Source organism: Salibacterium aidingense DSM 18341 (assembly GCF_000429685.1).
Taxonomy (GTDB): domain Bacteria; phylum Bacillota; class Bacilli; order Bacillales; family Marinococcaceae; genus Salibacterium; species Salibacterium aidingense.
This window is the reverse complement of sequence record NZ_AUCI01000019.1, coordinates 19962-34842: the sequence shown is the minus strand read 5'-3', so window position 1 is coordinate 34842 and position 14881 is coordinate 19962. Positions and strand designations below refer to the sequence as shown.

At 43.3% G+C, this 14881-nt stretch carries 17 protein-coding genes and 1 pseudogene; 11 read left to right on the top strand and 7 right to left on the bottom strand.

Going from position 1 to position 14881, the window contains the following annotated elements:
* Window positions 1-72: 72 nt before the first annotated feature.
* Window positions 73-417 (bottom strand): annotated as a pseudogene (locus G475_RS28075) (methyl-accepting chemotaxis protein); the annotation flags it as partial.
* Window positions 418-603: 186 nt separating this feature from the next.
* Between G475_RS28075 and G475_RS25420 the strand changes: the two are divergent.
* From G475_RS25420 to G475_RS0116595, 3 genes are all read left to right on the top strand, one after another.
* On the top strand, window positions 604-1032 hold the full coding sequence (locus G475_RS25420) for a hypothetical protein (protein WP_051302627.1): 429 nt from the start codon (window positions 604-606) through the stop codon (window positions 1030-1032).
* A gap of 623 nt (window positions 1033-1655) precedes the next feature.
* Window positions 1656-2396, top strand: coding sequence for a type I methionyl aminopeptidase (map, locus tag G475_RS0116600; protein ID WP_026702234.1), 741 nt, complete (start codon window positions 1656-1658; stop codon window positions 2394-2396).
* Between the two features lie 147 nt (window positions 2397-2543).
* Window positions 2544-2996: a VOC family protein gene (locus G475_RS0116595; RefSeq protein WP_026702233.1), complete on the top strand. Its 453-nt coding sequence runs from the start codon at window positions 2544-2546 to the stop codon at window positions 2994-2996.
* 218 nt (window positions 2997-3214) lie between these two features.
* Here the strand turns inward: G475_RS0116595 and G475_RS0116585 are convergent, their stop codons facing one another.
* Complete coding sequence (locus G475_RS0116585) at window positions 3215-4042, bottom strand: SPL family radical SAM protein (protein WP_026702232.1); 828 nt, start codon at window positions 4040-4042, stop codon at window positions 3215-3217.
* Window positions 4043-4289: 247 nt separating this feature from the next.
* Window positions 4290-4415, bottom strand: coding sequence for a helix-turn-helix domain-containing protein (locus tag G475_RS28070; protein ID WP_407636209.1), 126 nt, complete (start codon window positions 4413-4415; stop codon window positions 4290-4292).
* Here G475_RS28070 and G475_RS0116575 point away from each other — a divergent pair.
* The 4 genes from G475_RS0116575 to G475_RS0116555 all read left to right on the top strand — a co-directional run bounded on the left by G475_RS0116575 (window position 4392) and on the right by G475_RS0116555 (window position 8711).
* Window positions 4392-4808 (top strand): DUF2975 domain-containing protein, encoded by a 417-nt coding sequence (locus G475_RS0116575; RefSeq protein WP_407636212.1) that lies wholly within the window; start codon window positions 4392-4394, stop codon window positions 4806-4808. The genes G475_RS28070 and G475_RS0116575 overlap by 24 nt on opposite strands.
* Window positions 4809-4832: 24 nt before the next feature.
* Window positions 4833-5042 carry a helix-turn-helix domain-containing protein gene (locus G475_RS0116570; protein WP_026702229.1) on the top strand — a complete coding sequence of 70 codons (210 nt, stop codon included), beginning with the start codon at window positions 4833-4835 and terminating at the stop codon, window positions 5040-5042.
* Window positions 5043-6010: 968 nt separating this feature from the next.
* Entirely contained in the window at window positions 6011-6451 is a 441-nt protein-coding gene (locus G475_RS0116560; RefSeq protein WP_026702228.1) for a hypothetical protein, read from the top strand.
* 22 nt (window positions 6452-6473) lie between these two features.
* Complete coding sequence (locus G475_RS0116555; RefSeq protein WP_026702227.1) at window positions 6474-8711, top strand: molybdopterin oxidoreductase family protein; 2238 nt, start codon at window positions 6474-6476, stop codon at window positions 8709-8711.
* 80 nt (window positions 8712-8791) lie between these two features.
* On the opposite strand, the gene G475_RS0116550 is transcribed toward G475_RS0116555, so the two are convergent.
* On the bottom strand, window positions 8792-9499 hold the full coding sequence (locus G475_RS0116550; RefSeq protein ID WP_026702226.1) for a YqjF family protein: 708 nt from the start codon (window positions 9497-9499) through the stop codon (window positions 8792-8794).
* 549 nt (window positions 9500-10048) lie between these two features.
* Between G475_RS0116550 and G475_RS0116540 the strand changes: the two genes are divergently transcribed.
* Entirely contained in the window at window positions 10049-11593 is a 1545-nt protein-coding gene (locus G475_RS0116540) for an FAD-dependent oxidoreductase (protein ID WP_026702225.1), read from the top strand.
* A gap of 58 nt (window positions 11594-11651) precedes the next feature.
* A complete protein-coding gene (locus G475_RS27335; protein WP_156911762.1) occupies window positions 11652-11813 on the top strand; it encodes a hypothetical protein in 162 nt (53 codons plus the stop codon).
* 340 nt (window positions 11814-12153) lie between these two features.
* On the opposite strand, the gene G475_RS25415 is transcribed toward G475_RS27335, so the two are convergent.
* The 3 genes from G475_RS25415 to G475_RS25410 all read right to left on the bottom strand — a co-directional run bounded on the left by G475_RS25415 (window position 12154) and on the right by G475_RS25410 (window position 13666).
* Complete coding sequence (locus G475_RS25415) at window positions 12154-12708, bottom strand: alpha/beta fold hydrolase (RefSeq protein WP_026702224.1); 555 nt, start codon at window positions 12706-12708, stop codon at window positions 12154-12156.
* Window positions 12709-12796: 88 nt separating this feature from the next.
* A complete protein-coding gene (locus G475_RS27330) occupies window positions 12797-12967 on the bottom strand; it encodes a hypothetical protein (RefSeq protein ID WP_156911760.1) in 171 nt (56 codons plus the stop codon).
* A gap of 261 nt (window positions 12968-13228) precedes the next feature.
* Entirely contained in the window at window positions 13229-13666 is a 438-nt protein-coding gene (locus G475_RS25410) for an RDD family protein (RefSeq protein ID WP_051302622.1), read from the bottom strand.
* Window positions 13667-13843: 177 nt separating this feature from the next.
* On the opposite strand from G475_RS25410, the gene G475_RS0116515 reads away from it, so the two are divergent.
* Window positions 13844-14512: a hypothetical protein gene (locus G475_RS0116515; RefSeq protein WP_026702223.1), complete on the top strand. Its 669-nt coding sequence runs from the start codon at window positions 13844-13846 to the stop codon at window positions 14510-14512.
* Window positions 14513-14547: 35 nt separating this feature from the next.
* Complete coding sequence (locus G475_RS0116510; protein WP_156911759.1) at window positions 14548-14841, top strand: hypothetical protein; 294 nt, start codon at window positions 14548-14550, stop codon at window positions 14839-14841.
* The last annotated feature ends 40 nt before the right edge of the window (window positions 14842-14881 follow it).

Here is a 14881-nt window from a genome sequence, read left to right as displayed (position 1 = left end):
ATCCTCTGTATAGTGTGTCACGGTTTCCATGCTTTGATTAATATTTTGCGTGGCAGATGTTTGTTCCTCTGTTATAGCTGCAATCTGATTAATTGATTCTCCTACATCTTTTATCTGATTAGTGATCTTCTCCATTATTGTAATCGAATGGCGTGCGTAAGAGACGCGATCGTTCAATTGATCAGAGATAGAGGAAACGTCCTTATTTACAACCTCAGATTGATCCTGCATTTTATGAATGGTGGCTGAAATTTGAGTTACGGAAGATTTCGTTTGTTCAGCTAGTTTACGCACTTCATCAGCAACCACTGCAAAACCCTTCCCATGCTCTCCCGCTCTTGCCGCTTCAATACTTGCATTTAACGCAAGTAAATTAGTTTCTTCTGCCATATCATTAATGAAATGGACGACTTTGGATGTACTCGCCATGTGGTCAATCAATGTATCAATTTTCGCCTTTGTATTTTTAAATTCTTCAGTGATCTTCAAAAAATCCTCTTCTTTGGTGCCTGGCACGCCCCGGTTTTTGTCGAAATGCTTTTGCATGTTTGCGAAATGCTTATGATATAATGAAGTCATTCCAAAAGGAAGGGAGTTCAAAGGGTGGAAGAGACATTAAATCGGATTCTGCAGGAACTTTCAACATTAAAAAGTGATATAGGTAGTGTACGTACTGAATTAAAGGAAGAAATGTGGAGTGTACGTACAGAATTAACAGAACAAATAGGAAATGTACGTACAGAATTAACAGAACAAATAGGAAATGTGCGTACGGAATTAAAAGAAGAAATAGGTAGTGTACGTACAGAATTAAAAGAAGAAATAGGTAGTGTACGTACAGAATTAAAAGGGGAAATAACGGAATTAAAAGAGGGGCAGGAGCGCCTGGAAAAGAAGTTAATTAGTATTCCAGAAAGCTATGAAAATCTTGAGGTTTTCATCGACCGTCAGCAGCGTACGATGGAAAAGTTATCAGAGCGGTCTATCCGTCATGAAGCTGATATCCAATCCTTAAGAAGTACCCGCTTTTAGTTTTCATTTTTAAATGCATAGACTATGAAAAGGAGGAATGGATTTGGAGGGAGAAAATGAAGACGCTTGTTCTGAAATAAGGCGGTTGTGTAAAGAACTGAAAGAAGGACAGGAACGAATAGAGAGAATATTGGACCGAATTCCGGACCGGACTGAATATTTTAAACAATTAAAAAAAAACGGCAGCTTCGTACACTGGAACTTTTATCCGAGCGGCCACTGCGTCAAGAAGCAGATACAACATTTCGCAGGAAAGATCGCTTTTGACCCCTGCTCCCCCCTGGGAAACCTCCCTTTTTATACTTTTTTACCTACCCGGAAAAAGAGTGGCAGCGCACCAGCCTTCCACATGATTATTTAAAATTCCCATCCCAAAAAGGCCCAGCCTAAAAAGCAATAACAGCTATAACAAATGCAACAATTTTTACTATCGTCTCATTAAAACGCAATTAAAATCTCCCCCTTGACATTTGCCACTTTATGAATCAGGCGGAAATAATGGAGATCCAAACGGATAAGCCGGCAGAGCCTTGCGCATCTACGTCTCTCAGCAGTATTGTTGCCATTTATTTCGTCCATACCTTACAATAACAGCAACGCTGATTAACTCGAGGAGGAGTCGTATGGTTGCGTCAACACAAGCCGATCGAGAGGGGTTAATGAAGGCTGGGAAAATTATTTCCCACATACGAGATGAGATGATTGCCAGTACAACGCCCGGTGTGACAACAAAAGAACTGGATAATATAGCAGGGCGAATGTTTGAAAAATATGGAGCAGAGTCGGCCCCCATTACCACTTACAATTTTCCGGGCTATACTTGTATATCTGTCAATGAGGAAGCAGCACATGGGATTCCGGGAGCTCGGGAAATTAAAGAGGGGGACCTGATCAACATCGATGTGTCTGGCTCGTACAAAGGATATTTTGTTGATACGGGGCGTTCTTTTCTCGTGGGAGAAGGGCGATCGGAGCTTGTGGACCTTCTGGATGCGACCGAGCATGTTTTTGAGGAAGGGCTTAAAACGTTTAAAGCCGGAGCGAAACTAAATGGTGTCGGCCGAGCGGTACACCGAACAGCAGCAAAGTTCGGCTATCGCGTGATAAAAAACCTAACAGGCCACGGTGTAGGATCCTCCCTGCGTGACGAACCGGCTCATATTTTCAACTACGATGTCCCGTGGAATAAGGAATTATTGAAAGAGGGGATGGTAATCGCCTATGAACCTTTTGTATCGACAAAAGCAGAAGAGGTTGTTCCAAGTAGTGACGGCTGGGCGTTAAAAGTCAATCCAGGAGAATTTGTTGCTCAAAAAGAACACACTATCATTGTTACAAAAGGGAATCCCGTGATCGTGACGTGACACATTGGGATGTTATGGATGAAAAGGAGCAGGCCTTCTCTTTGAGATCCATGATAATAAGAATCTTATGGAAAATAAGGGGAATTATCTATTAAGATAAATATGTTAACGTAGTGATATATTTTTAACAAAGGCAGGGGAATGTCGGTGTCCATTAAATATGCTCACACAAACATTGTGGCAAAAGACTGGCGTAGCCTTTCTGATTTTTATATTAAGGTCTTTGATTGTAAACCTGTATTTCCCGAAAGAGATCTCTCCAGCAAATGGATAGAAAAAGTAACGAATATAGACGATGTAAATATTAAAGGCATCCACTTAACATTACCTGGTTACGAGGCGGGGCCTACTTTAGAGATTTTCGAATATAATCCAGAAAACCCTGAGAGGCATCCATCAGATATTAGCCGGCAAGGATTTGGGCATATTGCATTTGTAGTGGATAACGTGGAAGAAGTACTGGATAAGTTCATCGAATACGGTGGAAAGAAATATGGAGCTTTACAAGAAAAAGAGTTTACGTCCCTCGGAGTCTTAACAGTTGTTTATGCCGAAGACCCCGAAGGAAATATCATAGAGATACAGAATTGGAAAAAATGAATGGTGATAGTTCCCCCTGCATTGTACAATAGGGCATTTTCCTTGAAAAAAGGGCTGCCCCACAGCAAAGCACTCCACGAGAAAGCCAAAGTAGAATATTTACGGGTTTTATCCGTACTCTACGAAAGGGCCGATTGTGGAGGATCGGTCATGGAATCTGTGACGGCGGAATGATGGGACGATAAATATTAAACCCGAATGGAACAGCGTCTTCCCCGTTATCTGGGGAAGGCTTCATTCTTCGAAACGTGTACCATTTCTGGGGGAAAGTACTTTTTAAAATACTTTTCCACCTTGACATGTAAATTTGGTTGATCCCATCTTTCCAGCCCGTTTTCTCTAAATAACTTCGGCATTCCTAATCTCTCTGAACGTTTCCCCATGGAACCATCTCCCATGTTCAAGGTGTCAATCCAAATATGGTCCACTATTCCTTCCAATGCTTTTGGAAACTCTGGTGTAAATGGTAAGACAGGAGAAATTGATGCTTGTGTTGGTATTTCCGCATCATGCAGTTCTTTCAAAACTTTCAATCGCCGTTTTATTCCGGGAGCGTACGGAGCAAATACCCTTTTTATGTCTTCCCGATCTGTTTCGATTGTCAAAGATATAAGGACTTTACATTTCTCTTTTAATTGTATAATTACATCTATATCCCTTTTGACGAGCGGGCTGCGTGTTTGAATTTGGAGAAAATCAGGTGGGCATTCTATCATTGCTTCTAATATCCCTCGTGTTATATTCGCTTTTCGTTCTATGGGTTGGTACGGATCTGTTGCAGAAGACATAAAAATATTCACCGGTTTTGTTTTCCTGCGAAGTTTTTTCATTTCGTTCCTGTAATTGTCAGCAGCATTCTTTTTGATATCCACCCATTCTCCCCAGGGAAGGTCTTTGAATCTTTGTATGGGCATTTCTCTGACATAACAGTAAAGACAGGAAAAAGCACACCCGCTGTATGGATTTAAAGAATGAGTGAATCCAACATCTAAATATCCTTTTGCCTCCGTTAATACTTGCTTGGCAAGTGTTTCTTTTATCTGCATGATTCACAACCTTCTTTTAAGTGGTGATCTAGAATTACAATTTTCCTTCTATATAGAATTTTAACTGTCTTAATGTTCTTAGTCTATCGTTGGTTCCCCATTATCAACGCTTGACCTGCCGTGCCTGGCACGCCCCGGTTTTTGTCGAAAAGTGCCTGGTACTTGTCGAATTTTATGGTAAAAAAACAGCTGATGGAGAGAAACGAAGGGAAGCTATGGCTGATAAGGCTTCCAAAATTTTTAACTGTTACGTCTCCCAACTTTTTTTCTTGCGTACGAGCGTAGATATATTGATTCCAAGGGTATCCGCACAAGCGCTCTTGCTGCCTCTTTTGGCGCGTGCCAGCCAATCTTCGGTTATATTGACATTCACTTTGAGCAGCAGCCCGGCATTTATACGGACTCGTCGTTTCTGGTACTGTCCTTTATAACAACCATTTTTTTGGTATGGCTCGTTATGGCGTTTCTATGGTACATGCGGAAACTGCTTAGAAATATTTATCAAGACAGTTTATTTATGCAGGAAAATGTCTCGATTATTTTCAGGCTGGGAGTCACCATCATGGTGCTCGGCTCGGCCTTCAAATATACCGACGGCTTGATATTATCTAAAGCCTTGACGGCAGTTGATGTGTCCAATGCGACCATTCAATACTCCAATATTTCCTATATTGATGCGTTCATCGGCGGTGTCTTCCTTCTCATTATTGCCTCCGCTATGAAAATAGCAGTAGAGGCCGTGGAAGAAAATAAAAAAACAATCTAATCCTTAAAAGTAGGCGGGAGGATCATGATAAGAATAAAACTGGATGTAATGATGGCAGAACGAAAAATGTCTTTAAACAGACTGTCCGAATTAGTCGATATCACGCCAGCCAATTTATCCATATTAAAAAACGAAAAAGGAAAAGCGGTGCGCTTCAGTACTCTGGATGCCCTGTGTCAAGCACTCGACTGTCAGCCCGGAGATTTAATGGAATACGTGGAAGAGGAAGAATAAAGGAGAGAAAGGGGAACGCATGGAATAATGTCTCCTTGTATTTCTATTGCACGGCGTAACAGCCTATTAGTCGTCCGGCCTAAGTGGAGAGCCGTCCCCCTCTGGATGATTAATGGAGGGCGTCGAAGAAAGATTCAATGAAAGTCTACAGGTCACTGGAATGCCGGAAGAACAGGCGGAACAGAAACCGTGAAGAGGCCGGGACAGAAGGATAGGAGCCGGCCGAAAACCCGAACAAAACAATGACGATGGGATTGCTGCACCCGGTCACTGCGCTTTTCAGCTCACTTGGTAAAGAAGATCGAATTACTAAGTGAATCTTCAGTTCGTCTTCGTCCCATAGGAGTCTCCGTGGCCGGCCTCGGCTGAATAGAGAGGGAGGTTGGGCCAAACCAAAGAAAAATTGGTAAAACGGACATCTTAGGGTTTATATAACAAGAACGTCCATTCAGCGGAGTCAAAATAGGTCGACTCCTGCGGGAAAAGCACGAGTCTCGAGACCCCGCAGGAAGTGGCTTTCTTCCGAGGAGGCTCGAGCCGTGCCCGCGGAAAGCGACCTATTTTGACGCAGCGATAGAACAATACACAAAAATCCGAACGATTTATGGAAAAAATCGTTCGGATTTTTTGTCCATGATAATGTTTTGTCCCAGACTCTTTGAATATGGGACAAAACTAAATGACTTCTCCCGAAAGACGAATTATTGATAGTGCGGTATACTCCGTTTTAAGAGGACAGATGCAGCATAAAAAAATCCGAACGATGCCAAATTCTAATGGAGAATGTAGATAATCGTTCGGATTTTTATCTGGCCTATATGATTTTATCCAGACTCTTTACGGTTATTAACGAAAGAGTATAACAAAAGGGGGCATCGATAGTATGCTGGTTTTTTTCCCTTTACCAAAGTGGGATGTTTTATTACTTAAGGGAAAAGGAATAGAAACAAAAAAGGGAGGAAATAGGAATGAGCAATGTCGAACAAAAAGAAATAGACCATATTTATGAAGCTTTCTATCGGGTAGACCTGATATTATCTGAACTGATTGAGCTCCAATATTTCCGAGATGATCCTCTTGAGATACGGTTTCGTCTTGTGCTGGAAGAAAAAAAATCAACGATAGAAAAACTGCTTTCCTACTTAAAAGAAGAAGAGATGCCGGTTTATTCTAAACTGGTGGAATGGGTCAAAATTATTTATCGAGATGATGAAGTGGAAAAACTGCACTTTCAAGGCTGGAAAAGGATTTGCCAGCAAAATAACTTTCTAAAGGAAGATAAACTAGAAGAAATGAATGATTTATTCAATAAGATGTCTGACACTTTAGAAGAAGCTTTGCCAGATGAGGAAGACTTCCTGCGGGAAGATCATATTCCTTATGTCATTCCAACACTATATCGAGATTAGTCCACACAAAGGAGTTATTATGATGGCTTGGGGAGACGAGCGGCAGGATATCCATATCCACAGCCAGGGAGAAGTAGAAAAGTGGGTCCACAGTACTTGTAATTTATGTTCGATTGGCTGTGGATGTGATATTGCTGTCAAAGAAGGACACATTGTTGGTGTCAAAGGTAAAAAAGATGACTCCATAAATTTAGGCAGATTGGATCCAAAGGCTCAATACCAGTGGGAGCCCAACAACCATGAAGACCGTTTGTTACACCCTCTCATCCGCAACAAAGAAGGAAATTTAGAAAAGGCCTCCTGGGAAGAAGCCATGAATTATATCGTAAAAAAAGCGAAAGAAGTAATGAAGGAAAAAGGCGGAGACGGGGCAGCCATTTATTCTACGGGACAGGGATTTCTAGAAGACTATTATACCATTGCTAAAATTGGCAGAGCCGGCCTTGGCACTCATTTACTAGATGCCAACACCCGGCTTTGTACGGCTACCACGGAATGGTGTCTGCTTCAATCCTTTGGGGCAGACGGGGTGCCGGCTTCGTTTGAAGATCTGGACGAGGCGGAAACGATTATGCTGTTCGGACATAATCCTGCCGAAACAGGTACTGTATTTTTCGATCGCATCATGGAAAGAAAGAAGAAGACGGGCAAACCTTATTTAATTGTTGCCGATCCTAGGGAAACACTCACCGCAAAAGAAGCCGATCTCCATTTACAATTAAAACCAGCCACCAATGCAGCCCTATTAAACGGCCTCATCCGCGAGATCATTTCCGAAGGATGGCTGGATGAAGAATTTATTGAAAAAAATACTGTTCAGTTCAACGAAATGAAAGAGTCCGTAGAACCTTGGTCCTTAGAGAGAGCCGGCAATGAAGCCGCTATACCCGTTCCCACTCTTCGATTAGCCGCCGAAAAGCTTGGTAGAACAGAAAGCCTTGTCTCTACTACCCTGCAAGGTGCTTTTCAAAGCAGTGATGCTACAAGTGCCTGCGTGGCCATTAATAACCTCCATCTTATGAGGGGATTAATTGGTAAACCCGGAAGCGGACCACTCCATATGGCGGGTCAGCCCAGTTCTTCTGGCAACCGTACTGTAGGCGGGGTAGGGACATACCCGGGAAACCGCAACCCCGAAAACCCGGAGCACCTTCGCGAAGTGGCGGAACTCTGGAATGTGGAAGAATCTATGCTGGCGGTTGGACCGGAAAAAGGCATCATAAAACAAATAGAGCTTATGGAAAAAGAAAAAATCGGATTTTTCTGGAACATTCATACCAATCCTCTTGTCTCTTTGCCTAATTTGCCCAGGGCAAAGAAAGCTTTAGAAAAAACGTTTGTCGTCGTGCAGGATCCTTTTCTGACCGAAACAACGGAGGTGGCCGACGTCGTGCTTCCGCCTGCGATGTGGGGAGAAAAGGAAGGAACGATGGAAAATGCAGACCGCACCATTAATGTTCTCCGAAAAGCAGTAGAACCGCCGCCAAACGTCAAGAGCGATTTGGATATCCTTATTGATTTCAGCAGACGGATGGAGCTTCAAGATAAAGATGGGAACCCGCTTGTCGGTTATTCCACCCCAGAAGAAGCGTTTGAGGAATGGAAAAAAGTTTCAGAGGGGCGTCCAAGCGATATGTCGGGGATGACGTATGAAAAGCTCGAAAAAGAAAACGGCATTCGCTGGCCTGCCACCCAGAGCAAACCGGAAGGTACCGTTCGTTTATATGAAAACCACCACTTTCCTACGGAGCCGGAGTACTGTCAAAGCTATGGCAAGGACATGGTCACCGGGCGTCCTAAAACCGAGAAGGAATTCGAACAATTAAATGCTGACGGTAAAGCTATTTTCCATCCCACCAGACACCTGGGTGCTCCAGAAAAACCAAGAAAAGATTTTCCTTTTTGGCTTAACACCGGTCGTTTACTCTGGCACTGGCATACAAGAACAAAAACAGCCCGCTCCCCAGAACTGAATGAAAAAGCTCCCGAGGCCTATGTGACGATACATGAAGACGATGCCAGCTTTTTAGATATATCGGAAGGAGAACTCGTGCAGGTGTTTTCTCCTAGAGGGTCTATTAAAGTTCCTGCCCGAATCGGAACGGAAGTAAATCAGGGAGAAGTCTTTATCCCGTTTCACTATGGAAATTGGGAGGAAAATCAAGCGGCTAACCAATTAACCATTGATGTAGTTGATCCCCTTTCCCATCAGCCAATATTCAAGCAGGCTTCCTGCAGAGTGGAGAAAATTACGGAGTAGTAGTTAAAAGCATCAATTCGAGCGCAAAAAAAGGGCGAAACATCCTGATTCCTTATATGGGAGGTAGCCCTTACTTTTTATTATTTTCTTTCAATAGGAAAAAAATACACCGTTTTAGCCGCAGCGTAATGAACCAATGGATCCTCCTGAAACGCAGAAGCAGGCAGAAAGTCAAGAAGTTTGTCCGTTGTTATCACCAGTCCTGCTTCTTGCAGTTCCCATGGCTCATGGTAAATCGGTCTTTTAAACACCTTATTTCTGATCACCTTCCAAAGACAGTACCGTTCTGTCAGCCAGGTCGTTAGTGATTCCTTAGCTGATAATCCCGGCTTGGAATAGGGGAGGTAACGCGCTGAAAAAAAAGCAGGGATCACGCCGCTGTGCTTTCTTTTGCTGGAAAATAATATTGTATCAGATTCTTTTTTAAGCGTCATATCCGCCATAAAGTATGGGAGACCTATAAGATGCCGGGCCCCAGTTACTGCTAAACGGTGGTTGGCGTCCATCGTAAGGAAATAAACTCCAGGTTCCCCGCGGTAAGACACATAGGTCCGCACATTTAACTCTAAAAACGTGCTAAATGGAAGCGGGCGTGACATCCCTCGTAAGCGGTTCTCACTTGCTTGAAAAGGCACTACCCCGATCCAAGCTTTTCCATTAAATGTTTCGATATCTAAAAAGTCTGGAATATGCGGGCGGAGGTCCTCGACGTTGACTGCCCAATGAATGAAAAGCAAGTCTTCCCAAGTCTGCCGGGCGATCCATGTTGGTTTCTGTCTTTCAGGCATAAAATTCCCCTTCTTTATAAGAGTTGAACGGCTTTCCTTGGATGGAGAAGTGGAAGCTTTACTTTAATTAAACTTCCTTTTGGAAGCTCGCTCATTGATGGCGACGGAAGCAACTGATTGTCTTCATTAAAAGCTTGGTTGTTTTATCATTGATCAGGCATTGCCATTCACCACTTTGCTTATTTTCCAGATACCGTTGCTGGTGTTTTTTTCTCCTTTTTTTTGAGCCCGGTTCTTTCCTTCCCGATTGTCTGCTCCTATCAACTGTGATAGAAAAGCTATACCTTCCCATCTGATCTCTCAAACTCTTATTTTACGAAAAGCCTGCTTTGTAATGGGCGCTTTTTGCGTTTTAAACGACCAAATAAGCAAAGCGCGTAATATTTTCGTCTTTTTTTATCGAAACTCCCCAAACCCACACATATTTTTGCACAATCCGGGAATAAGGGGGGCAGGGTTCTTGTAGGCCTGTAGGGTAGTGACTGGCTTTTTCCACTCATGGACCACGTTAATTCAAGCCCGGGCTGATTAGTTGAAAGGAGACTTTTCATGAGCACAGACTCGTCTCAAATGCTCCCAGTGTATCCGCGTTCATTATGGAGGGAATCGGAGGACGTCCCCTCCTTTCCCAAAATAGAAGAGGATCTTTCGGTAGATGTTACGATTGTTGGCGCTGGGATCACAGGATTTACAGCCGCTTATCTCCTCGCAATGGAAGGCGTAAACGTAGCGCTTGTGGAGGCAAAAAATGTTTTAGAAGGCACGACCGGTTACACGACAGCAAAAATATCATCGCAGCATGGGTTGATCTACGAGGATTTAATACGGACTTTTGGTGAAGAGAAAGCACAATTATATTTCCAAGCCAATGAAAAAGCTCTTTCTTTTATCCATCGTACAGCTGAAAAACGTCAGATTGATTGTGATCTTCGTACGGACGATGTCTATCTGTATACCTCACGGGAAGAAAATAGGAAACAGGTAGAAAAAGAAGCAAAAGCCTATGAGAAATTAGGGATAAACGGCGGCTCCGCTGCAAGCGAAATAGATCTCCCTTATCAGGTGAAGGAGGCTCTTGTCCTCCGGAATCAAGCCCAGTTCCACCCCGTGAAATTCTGCAGGGGTCTTGTTCGCTCTATTCAAGACAATGGGGGACTTATTTTCGAACAAACGCGAGTCGTGGACATCCATCATAAAGACAAGCCGGAGATAAAAACCGCGCAAGGTTATCGCGTGCAGAGCAGCCAGGTTATTGTCAGTTCCCATTTTCCGTTCAATGATAGTGACGGCAAGTATTACAGCCGTCTTCATGCGGAACGCTCTTATGTCCTTGCCGTCCGCCCCCGCAGTCCTATACCAAAGGGGATGTATATAAATGCTGACAGCCCTGTTCGATCTCTTCGCTCTGCTCCAATGGAGGACGGAGAAGATCTTTTATTGATCGGAGGAGAGAGCCATCCTGTAGGAAAGCATGAGGAAAACACTTCGCAAAAATACCAAAAACTGAAAGAATACGGGGAAAAGTATTTTGGTATCGAAGCTATCCCGTACCGCTGGTCTGCCCAAGACCTGGTTACGCTGGATAAGGTGCCATACATCGGCCCGATGGTTTCCGGCAAAGAAAATGTTTTAGTCGCCACGGGTTATGCCAAATGGGGAATGTCTAATGGCATAATAGCTGGCTCCATCCTGTCAGATCACGTCTTACAGCGGGAAAATGAGTATAGCAGCCTTTTTGATCCGACGAGAAAGAAACGAAAAAGAGAAGATATTGTTTCCTTCGTGAAAGAAAATACGGATGTTGGCAAAGAATTAGTAAAAGGAAAGCTGAAACAATCCCAAAAAGGTTTAAAGGAGCTGGAGCACGACGAAGGGGCAGTAGTCGAATGGAACGGAAAGAAAGCAGGGGCCTATAGAAATCAAAAGGGGGAACTGTTTCTTGTTGATACGACTTGTACCCATATGGGGTGCGAAGTAGTCTGGAACGATGGGGAAAGATCATGGGATTGTCCCTGCCACGGTTCGCGTTTTTCTTATACAGGTGAAGTAATAGAAGGCCCCGCCGCTAAACCTTTGGAGCCTTTCACGGAGTAATATTTCGTCCCTTCGGATACAAAATACTAGAGTACTCAAGTTAATAGGAGGTTTATTTATGACAAAAGAAAGAACTAATTCTTATCAAGGAAAAAATGACGACTCCAAAGAACAAAAAATAAAGAAGCGAGATAAACAAAGAGATCAAGACCCTGAAAGGCAAGTGGATGACCAAGAAACGGAAGCAAGCGAAAAAAATCCAGACGATTTCCCGCAATAAGAAAAAGCAGAACCATGGCGAATGAATCTATCGTAATGTAGATAGCGGGAACGACGGGACAATAGAACCCGGATATAAGCTAGAAAAGGAAGGCAGCCTTTTTCTAGCTTTTTCATTTATAGTGGAGGAGGGAGAGGCATTCAACTACTTGTCTTCCATTGGAGAAGAATGCCATTTACTTCGTTCGCTGCCTTTGTTGGTAACTGATGGCCGCCTCCTTTAATTTGTATCATGTGTGATTGGGGAAGGGATTTTTTAAAATAGCGTTGATACGGTTTCGTAAAGATATCACGTCCCCCATAAATAATGCCTGTTGGACATAAAATAGAGGAAAGAAAACTCAAACTATCAAACTTTTACCATTTTTATACATACACTTCAATACGTGTGGATCGCTTGCTTCTACTGACGTTCTAATGTGCCTCTGCTGGTTCTTTTTCTTTGTATGCGAAAAAGCCAGTCCTTTCCCGAGAATACCTCGAATGTCTTCATACGTGCTCCATATACCAAGGTTGAATTTGACGTTCAACAAAAACGTGTTAACAAGAGGAAAACTATTTATTAAGATAAGGCTGGCTGTTTTTCGAGGATATTTTATCGCAAACATTTGAGCAGGCAGTCCTCCCAAAGAATATCCACAAAGAATGACCTGTTTTTCATTTAAATGGTTTATCAAGGCGAGCATATCATCTGTCCAATCCTCCATCGTATAGTCGCCTATGTTTCCTTTTTGGCTTTTTCCATTTCCTCTTGGATCAAACGTAACTACATGAAACCGGTCTTTTAATTCAAAAATAGCTGTTCCTACGCCAGGAGGAGAAATAAGCAGCAGGGTCGGGCCTTGACCGCCGCTTTCATAATATAAAGAAGTTCGGTTTGATAAAAAATAGGGCATAAAAAACCTCCTTCCCTTGTTTTCCCTTTGGAATAGGAACGAAACGTCTCAAACTATATGAGGAGAAAATTGGAGGCGTCTCATGGCTTCATCTCACTGTCACTTCCCAATCCAGCTCCAGGTTTTCGAGGAGCCGGCGGGGGGTGTTTTTTCCTAAAATTTCATAATCGCTGTCGCTTATAGTTATTCCGTTCTCCCCGATAACGAGGAAGTGATCATTTCTTTCTTGTTTTATGTGTATATAATAATCGTTTCCCACGGAGTCTCCTGTTTTTCGAAGCTTCGTCTCTCCAGGTTCAGTCTGTATGCTTTCAAATACTGTCTCGTCTTCTATAAGTACCTCTCTTTCCGTGAATTCCTTAACATCATGCCTGCGGTCTTTGATAGTAATGGAGTCTAAGGCACCCCCTCCCTGAGCATGTCTGTTACGGCTGCTTCATAAGTGGTGTGCTGAAACCGGTCGAGCGTGAAGGTTAGGATAAGGATCAGAACTCCCGCTGCTGTTAACACTTTTCGATTGTTAAAGGGTGTTTCCCTGCGGGTTCTTTTGACAGGTCGGAGGTGACGTAGGTTCCGGAGATAAAGTCATGGACGGTGCGTTTATCTTCACGCAGGGCTGCCATAAAGGCACTGACAATAATTCCAATGCCAAGTGGATAAAAGCGAACAGGACGGCACCAAAATAGCGGAGCAGCATGGAACCGATACCGGCACCATCCCGGTAGACGCTGGAAATGCGGATCCTGACCGCTCGTTTTCCAAGAGTGAATCCATTCCATACCGCAGGAATAAAGATAAAGTATAAAGGAAAGAACATGTTGATAAAATCGGATAACGGAATCAAAATATGACCATACAGCAGATAGGAAACGAGCTGGGTCAGAGTGAACAGCAATGCCGCATCGATGAAAGCGGCGGTACCCCTTTTTAAGAATCCAGCCGGCTGGTAGACATACATAATAAAACACTCCCAAAGCTACTTTTTCGTTAACATTTTCATAAACATACTAAATTTTCCTTTATCTTTTTGTTATGATTTTACCATGCCTTCCCAGTTGTTTTCTAAAAAGAAGTATTATTATTGGTAGGATGGTAGTGTAGAATTTTCCGGGCAAACTGGAAGGGAGGAGATATAGTGCATTTGTGTCCGTATTGTAAGACGGATAATGTGGAACAGCTGAGTTCGATGGGACTACGGGCGGCAGGGTGTATTGTACTGCTGTTCCTTCCTTATCTTTTTCTGCTGGCATGGGTTCCTTTCGTTTTTCCATTTTTGTTCCGCTGCCGAGTGTGTGGAACCGAATGGAAGCGGGATGAACTGGAAGAGGCGAATTGGCGGAAGAAAGAGGATCTCTCTGAAAAACAGAATCAACTGGAGGAAGAGCTGAAGCAGTGGTTCGACACCTGGGTGGCCGATAAGCAGCATCATGTCTATAAAATTGTGAAAAACAGAGGGTTTTTACTTATGCTAAGATTTGAAAAAAGCCATGTCCTCCCGTTCATGATAGAAACGATCGACGACTCCGACGGGCAAACTTCCTTCAAACTCTTGCAGCTGTGGGAAAAAGCATTTCCCGTTTATCGTCATCAGGAAAAGGACCTGTTGACCTATGAGCGGGAGGAGGAACCGAAAGAAGTTTTCTCGGATTTTGGAAAAGAAATCTTGAATGAAGAAGAGCGGCAGCGGCTGGTAACGAATGATTCCTTATTACAGTATGCTGAACGAACTGTTTCGATCGAAGTGTTCCCCGCAGCGAAAAAAGAAAGCAGCGCGGGAATCCAGAAAGAAGAGGATGAGATATGAGGTGATTGATCTATCAGGGGCTGAGGATTGCGATCATGATTTTTTTTATTTACATATTGGAAAATCTGGCGGAAGAAGTGATTGTCGCTTGGAATACTTACAGGGCTAGTGCTCTGTTCCCCGGTCTGCTGGTGATAACCATTCCGATTGCCTGTGTTTATTTTCTCGTACTGTTTGAGGTGAAAAAGCCGAAACATCTTTTTCAGCGAAAAATGTGGAAACAGATGCCCTTCATCATCGCTATCCTCGGTGCCGCCTCCCTGGCTGCAGTGCGAACTGATTTTTTGGGCAGATCAATGGTGCCTGTCACGCCCCGAAAAATGTTGTGACAGGTTCGTTTCACGAGTTGTCCAAGTCCCCATTGATTGT

Coding starts and splice junctions, on each gene's coding strand:
- map (WP_026702234.1), top strand. CDS start 1,656: ATGGTTGCGTCAACACAAGCCGATCGAGAGGGGTTAATGAAGGCTGGG.
- G475_RS0116585 (WP_026702232.1), bottom strand. CDS start 4,042: ATGCAGATAAAAGAAACACTTGCCAAGCAAGTATTAACGGAGGCAAAA.
- G475_RS0116570 (WP_026702229.1), top strand. CDS start 4,833: ATGATAAGAATAAAACTGGATGTAATGATGGCAGAACGAAAAATGTCT.
- G475_RS0116560 (WP_026702228.1), top strand. CDS start 6,011: ATGAGCAATGTCGAACAAAAAGAAATAGACCATATTTATGAAGCTTTC.
- G475_RS0116555 (WP_026702227.1), top strand. CDS start 6,474: ATGGCTTGGGGAGACGAGCGGCAGGATATCCATATCCACAGCCAGGGA.
- G475_RS0116550 (WP_026702226.1), bottom strand. CDS start 9,499: ATGCCTGAAAGACAGAAACCAACATGGATCGCCCGGCAGACTTGGGAA.
- G475_RS0116540 (WP_026702225.1), top strand. CDS start 10,049: ATGAGCACAGACTCGTCTCAAATGCTCCCAGTGTATCCGCGTTCATTA.
- G475_RS27335 (WP_156911762.1), top strand. CDS start 11,652: ATGACAAAAGAAAGAACTAATTCTTATCAAGGAAAAAATGACGACTCC.
- G475_RS25415 (WP_026702224.1), bottom strand. CDS start 12,708: ATGCCCTATTTTTTATCAAACCGAACTTCTTTATATTATGAAAGCGGC.
- G475_RS25410 (WP_051302622.1), bottom strand. CDS start 13,666: ATGTATGTCTACCAGCCGGCTGGATTCTTAAAAAGGGGTACCGCCGCT.
- G475_RS0116510 (WP_156911759.1), top strand. CDS start 14,548: ATGATTTTTTTTATTTACATATTGGAAAATCTGGCGGAAGAAGTGATT.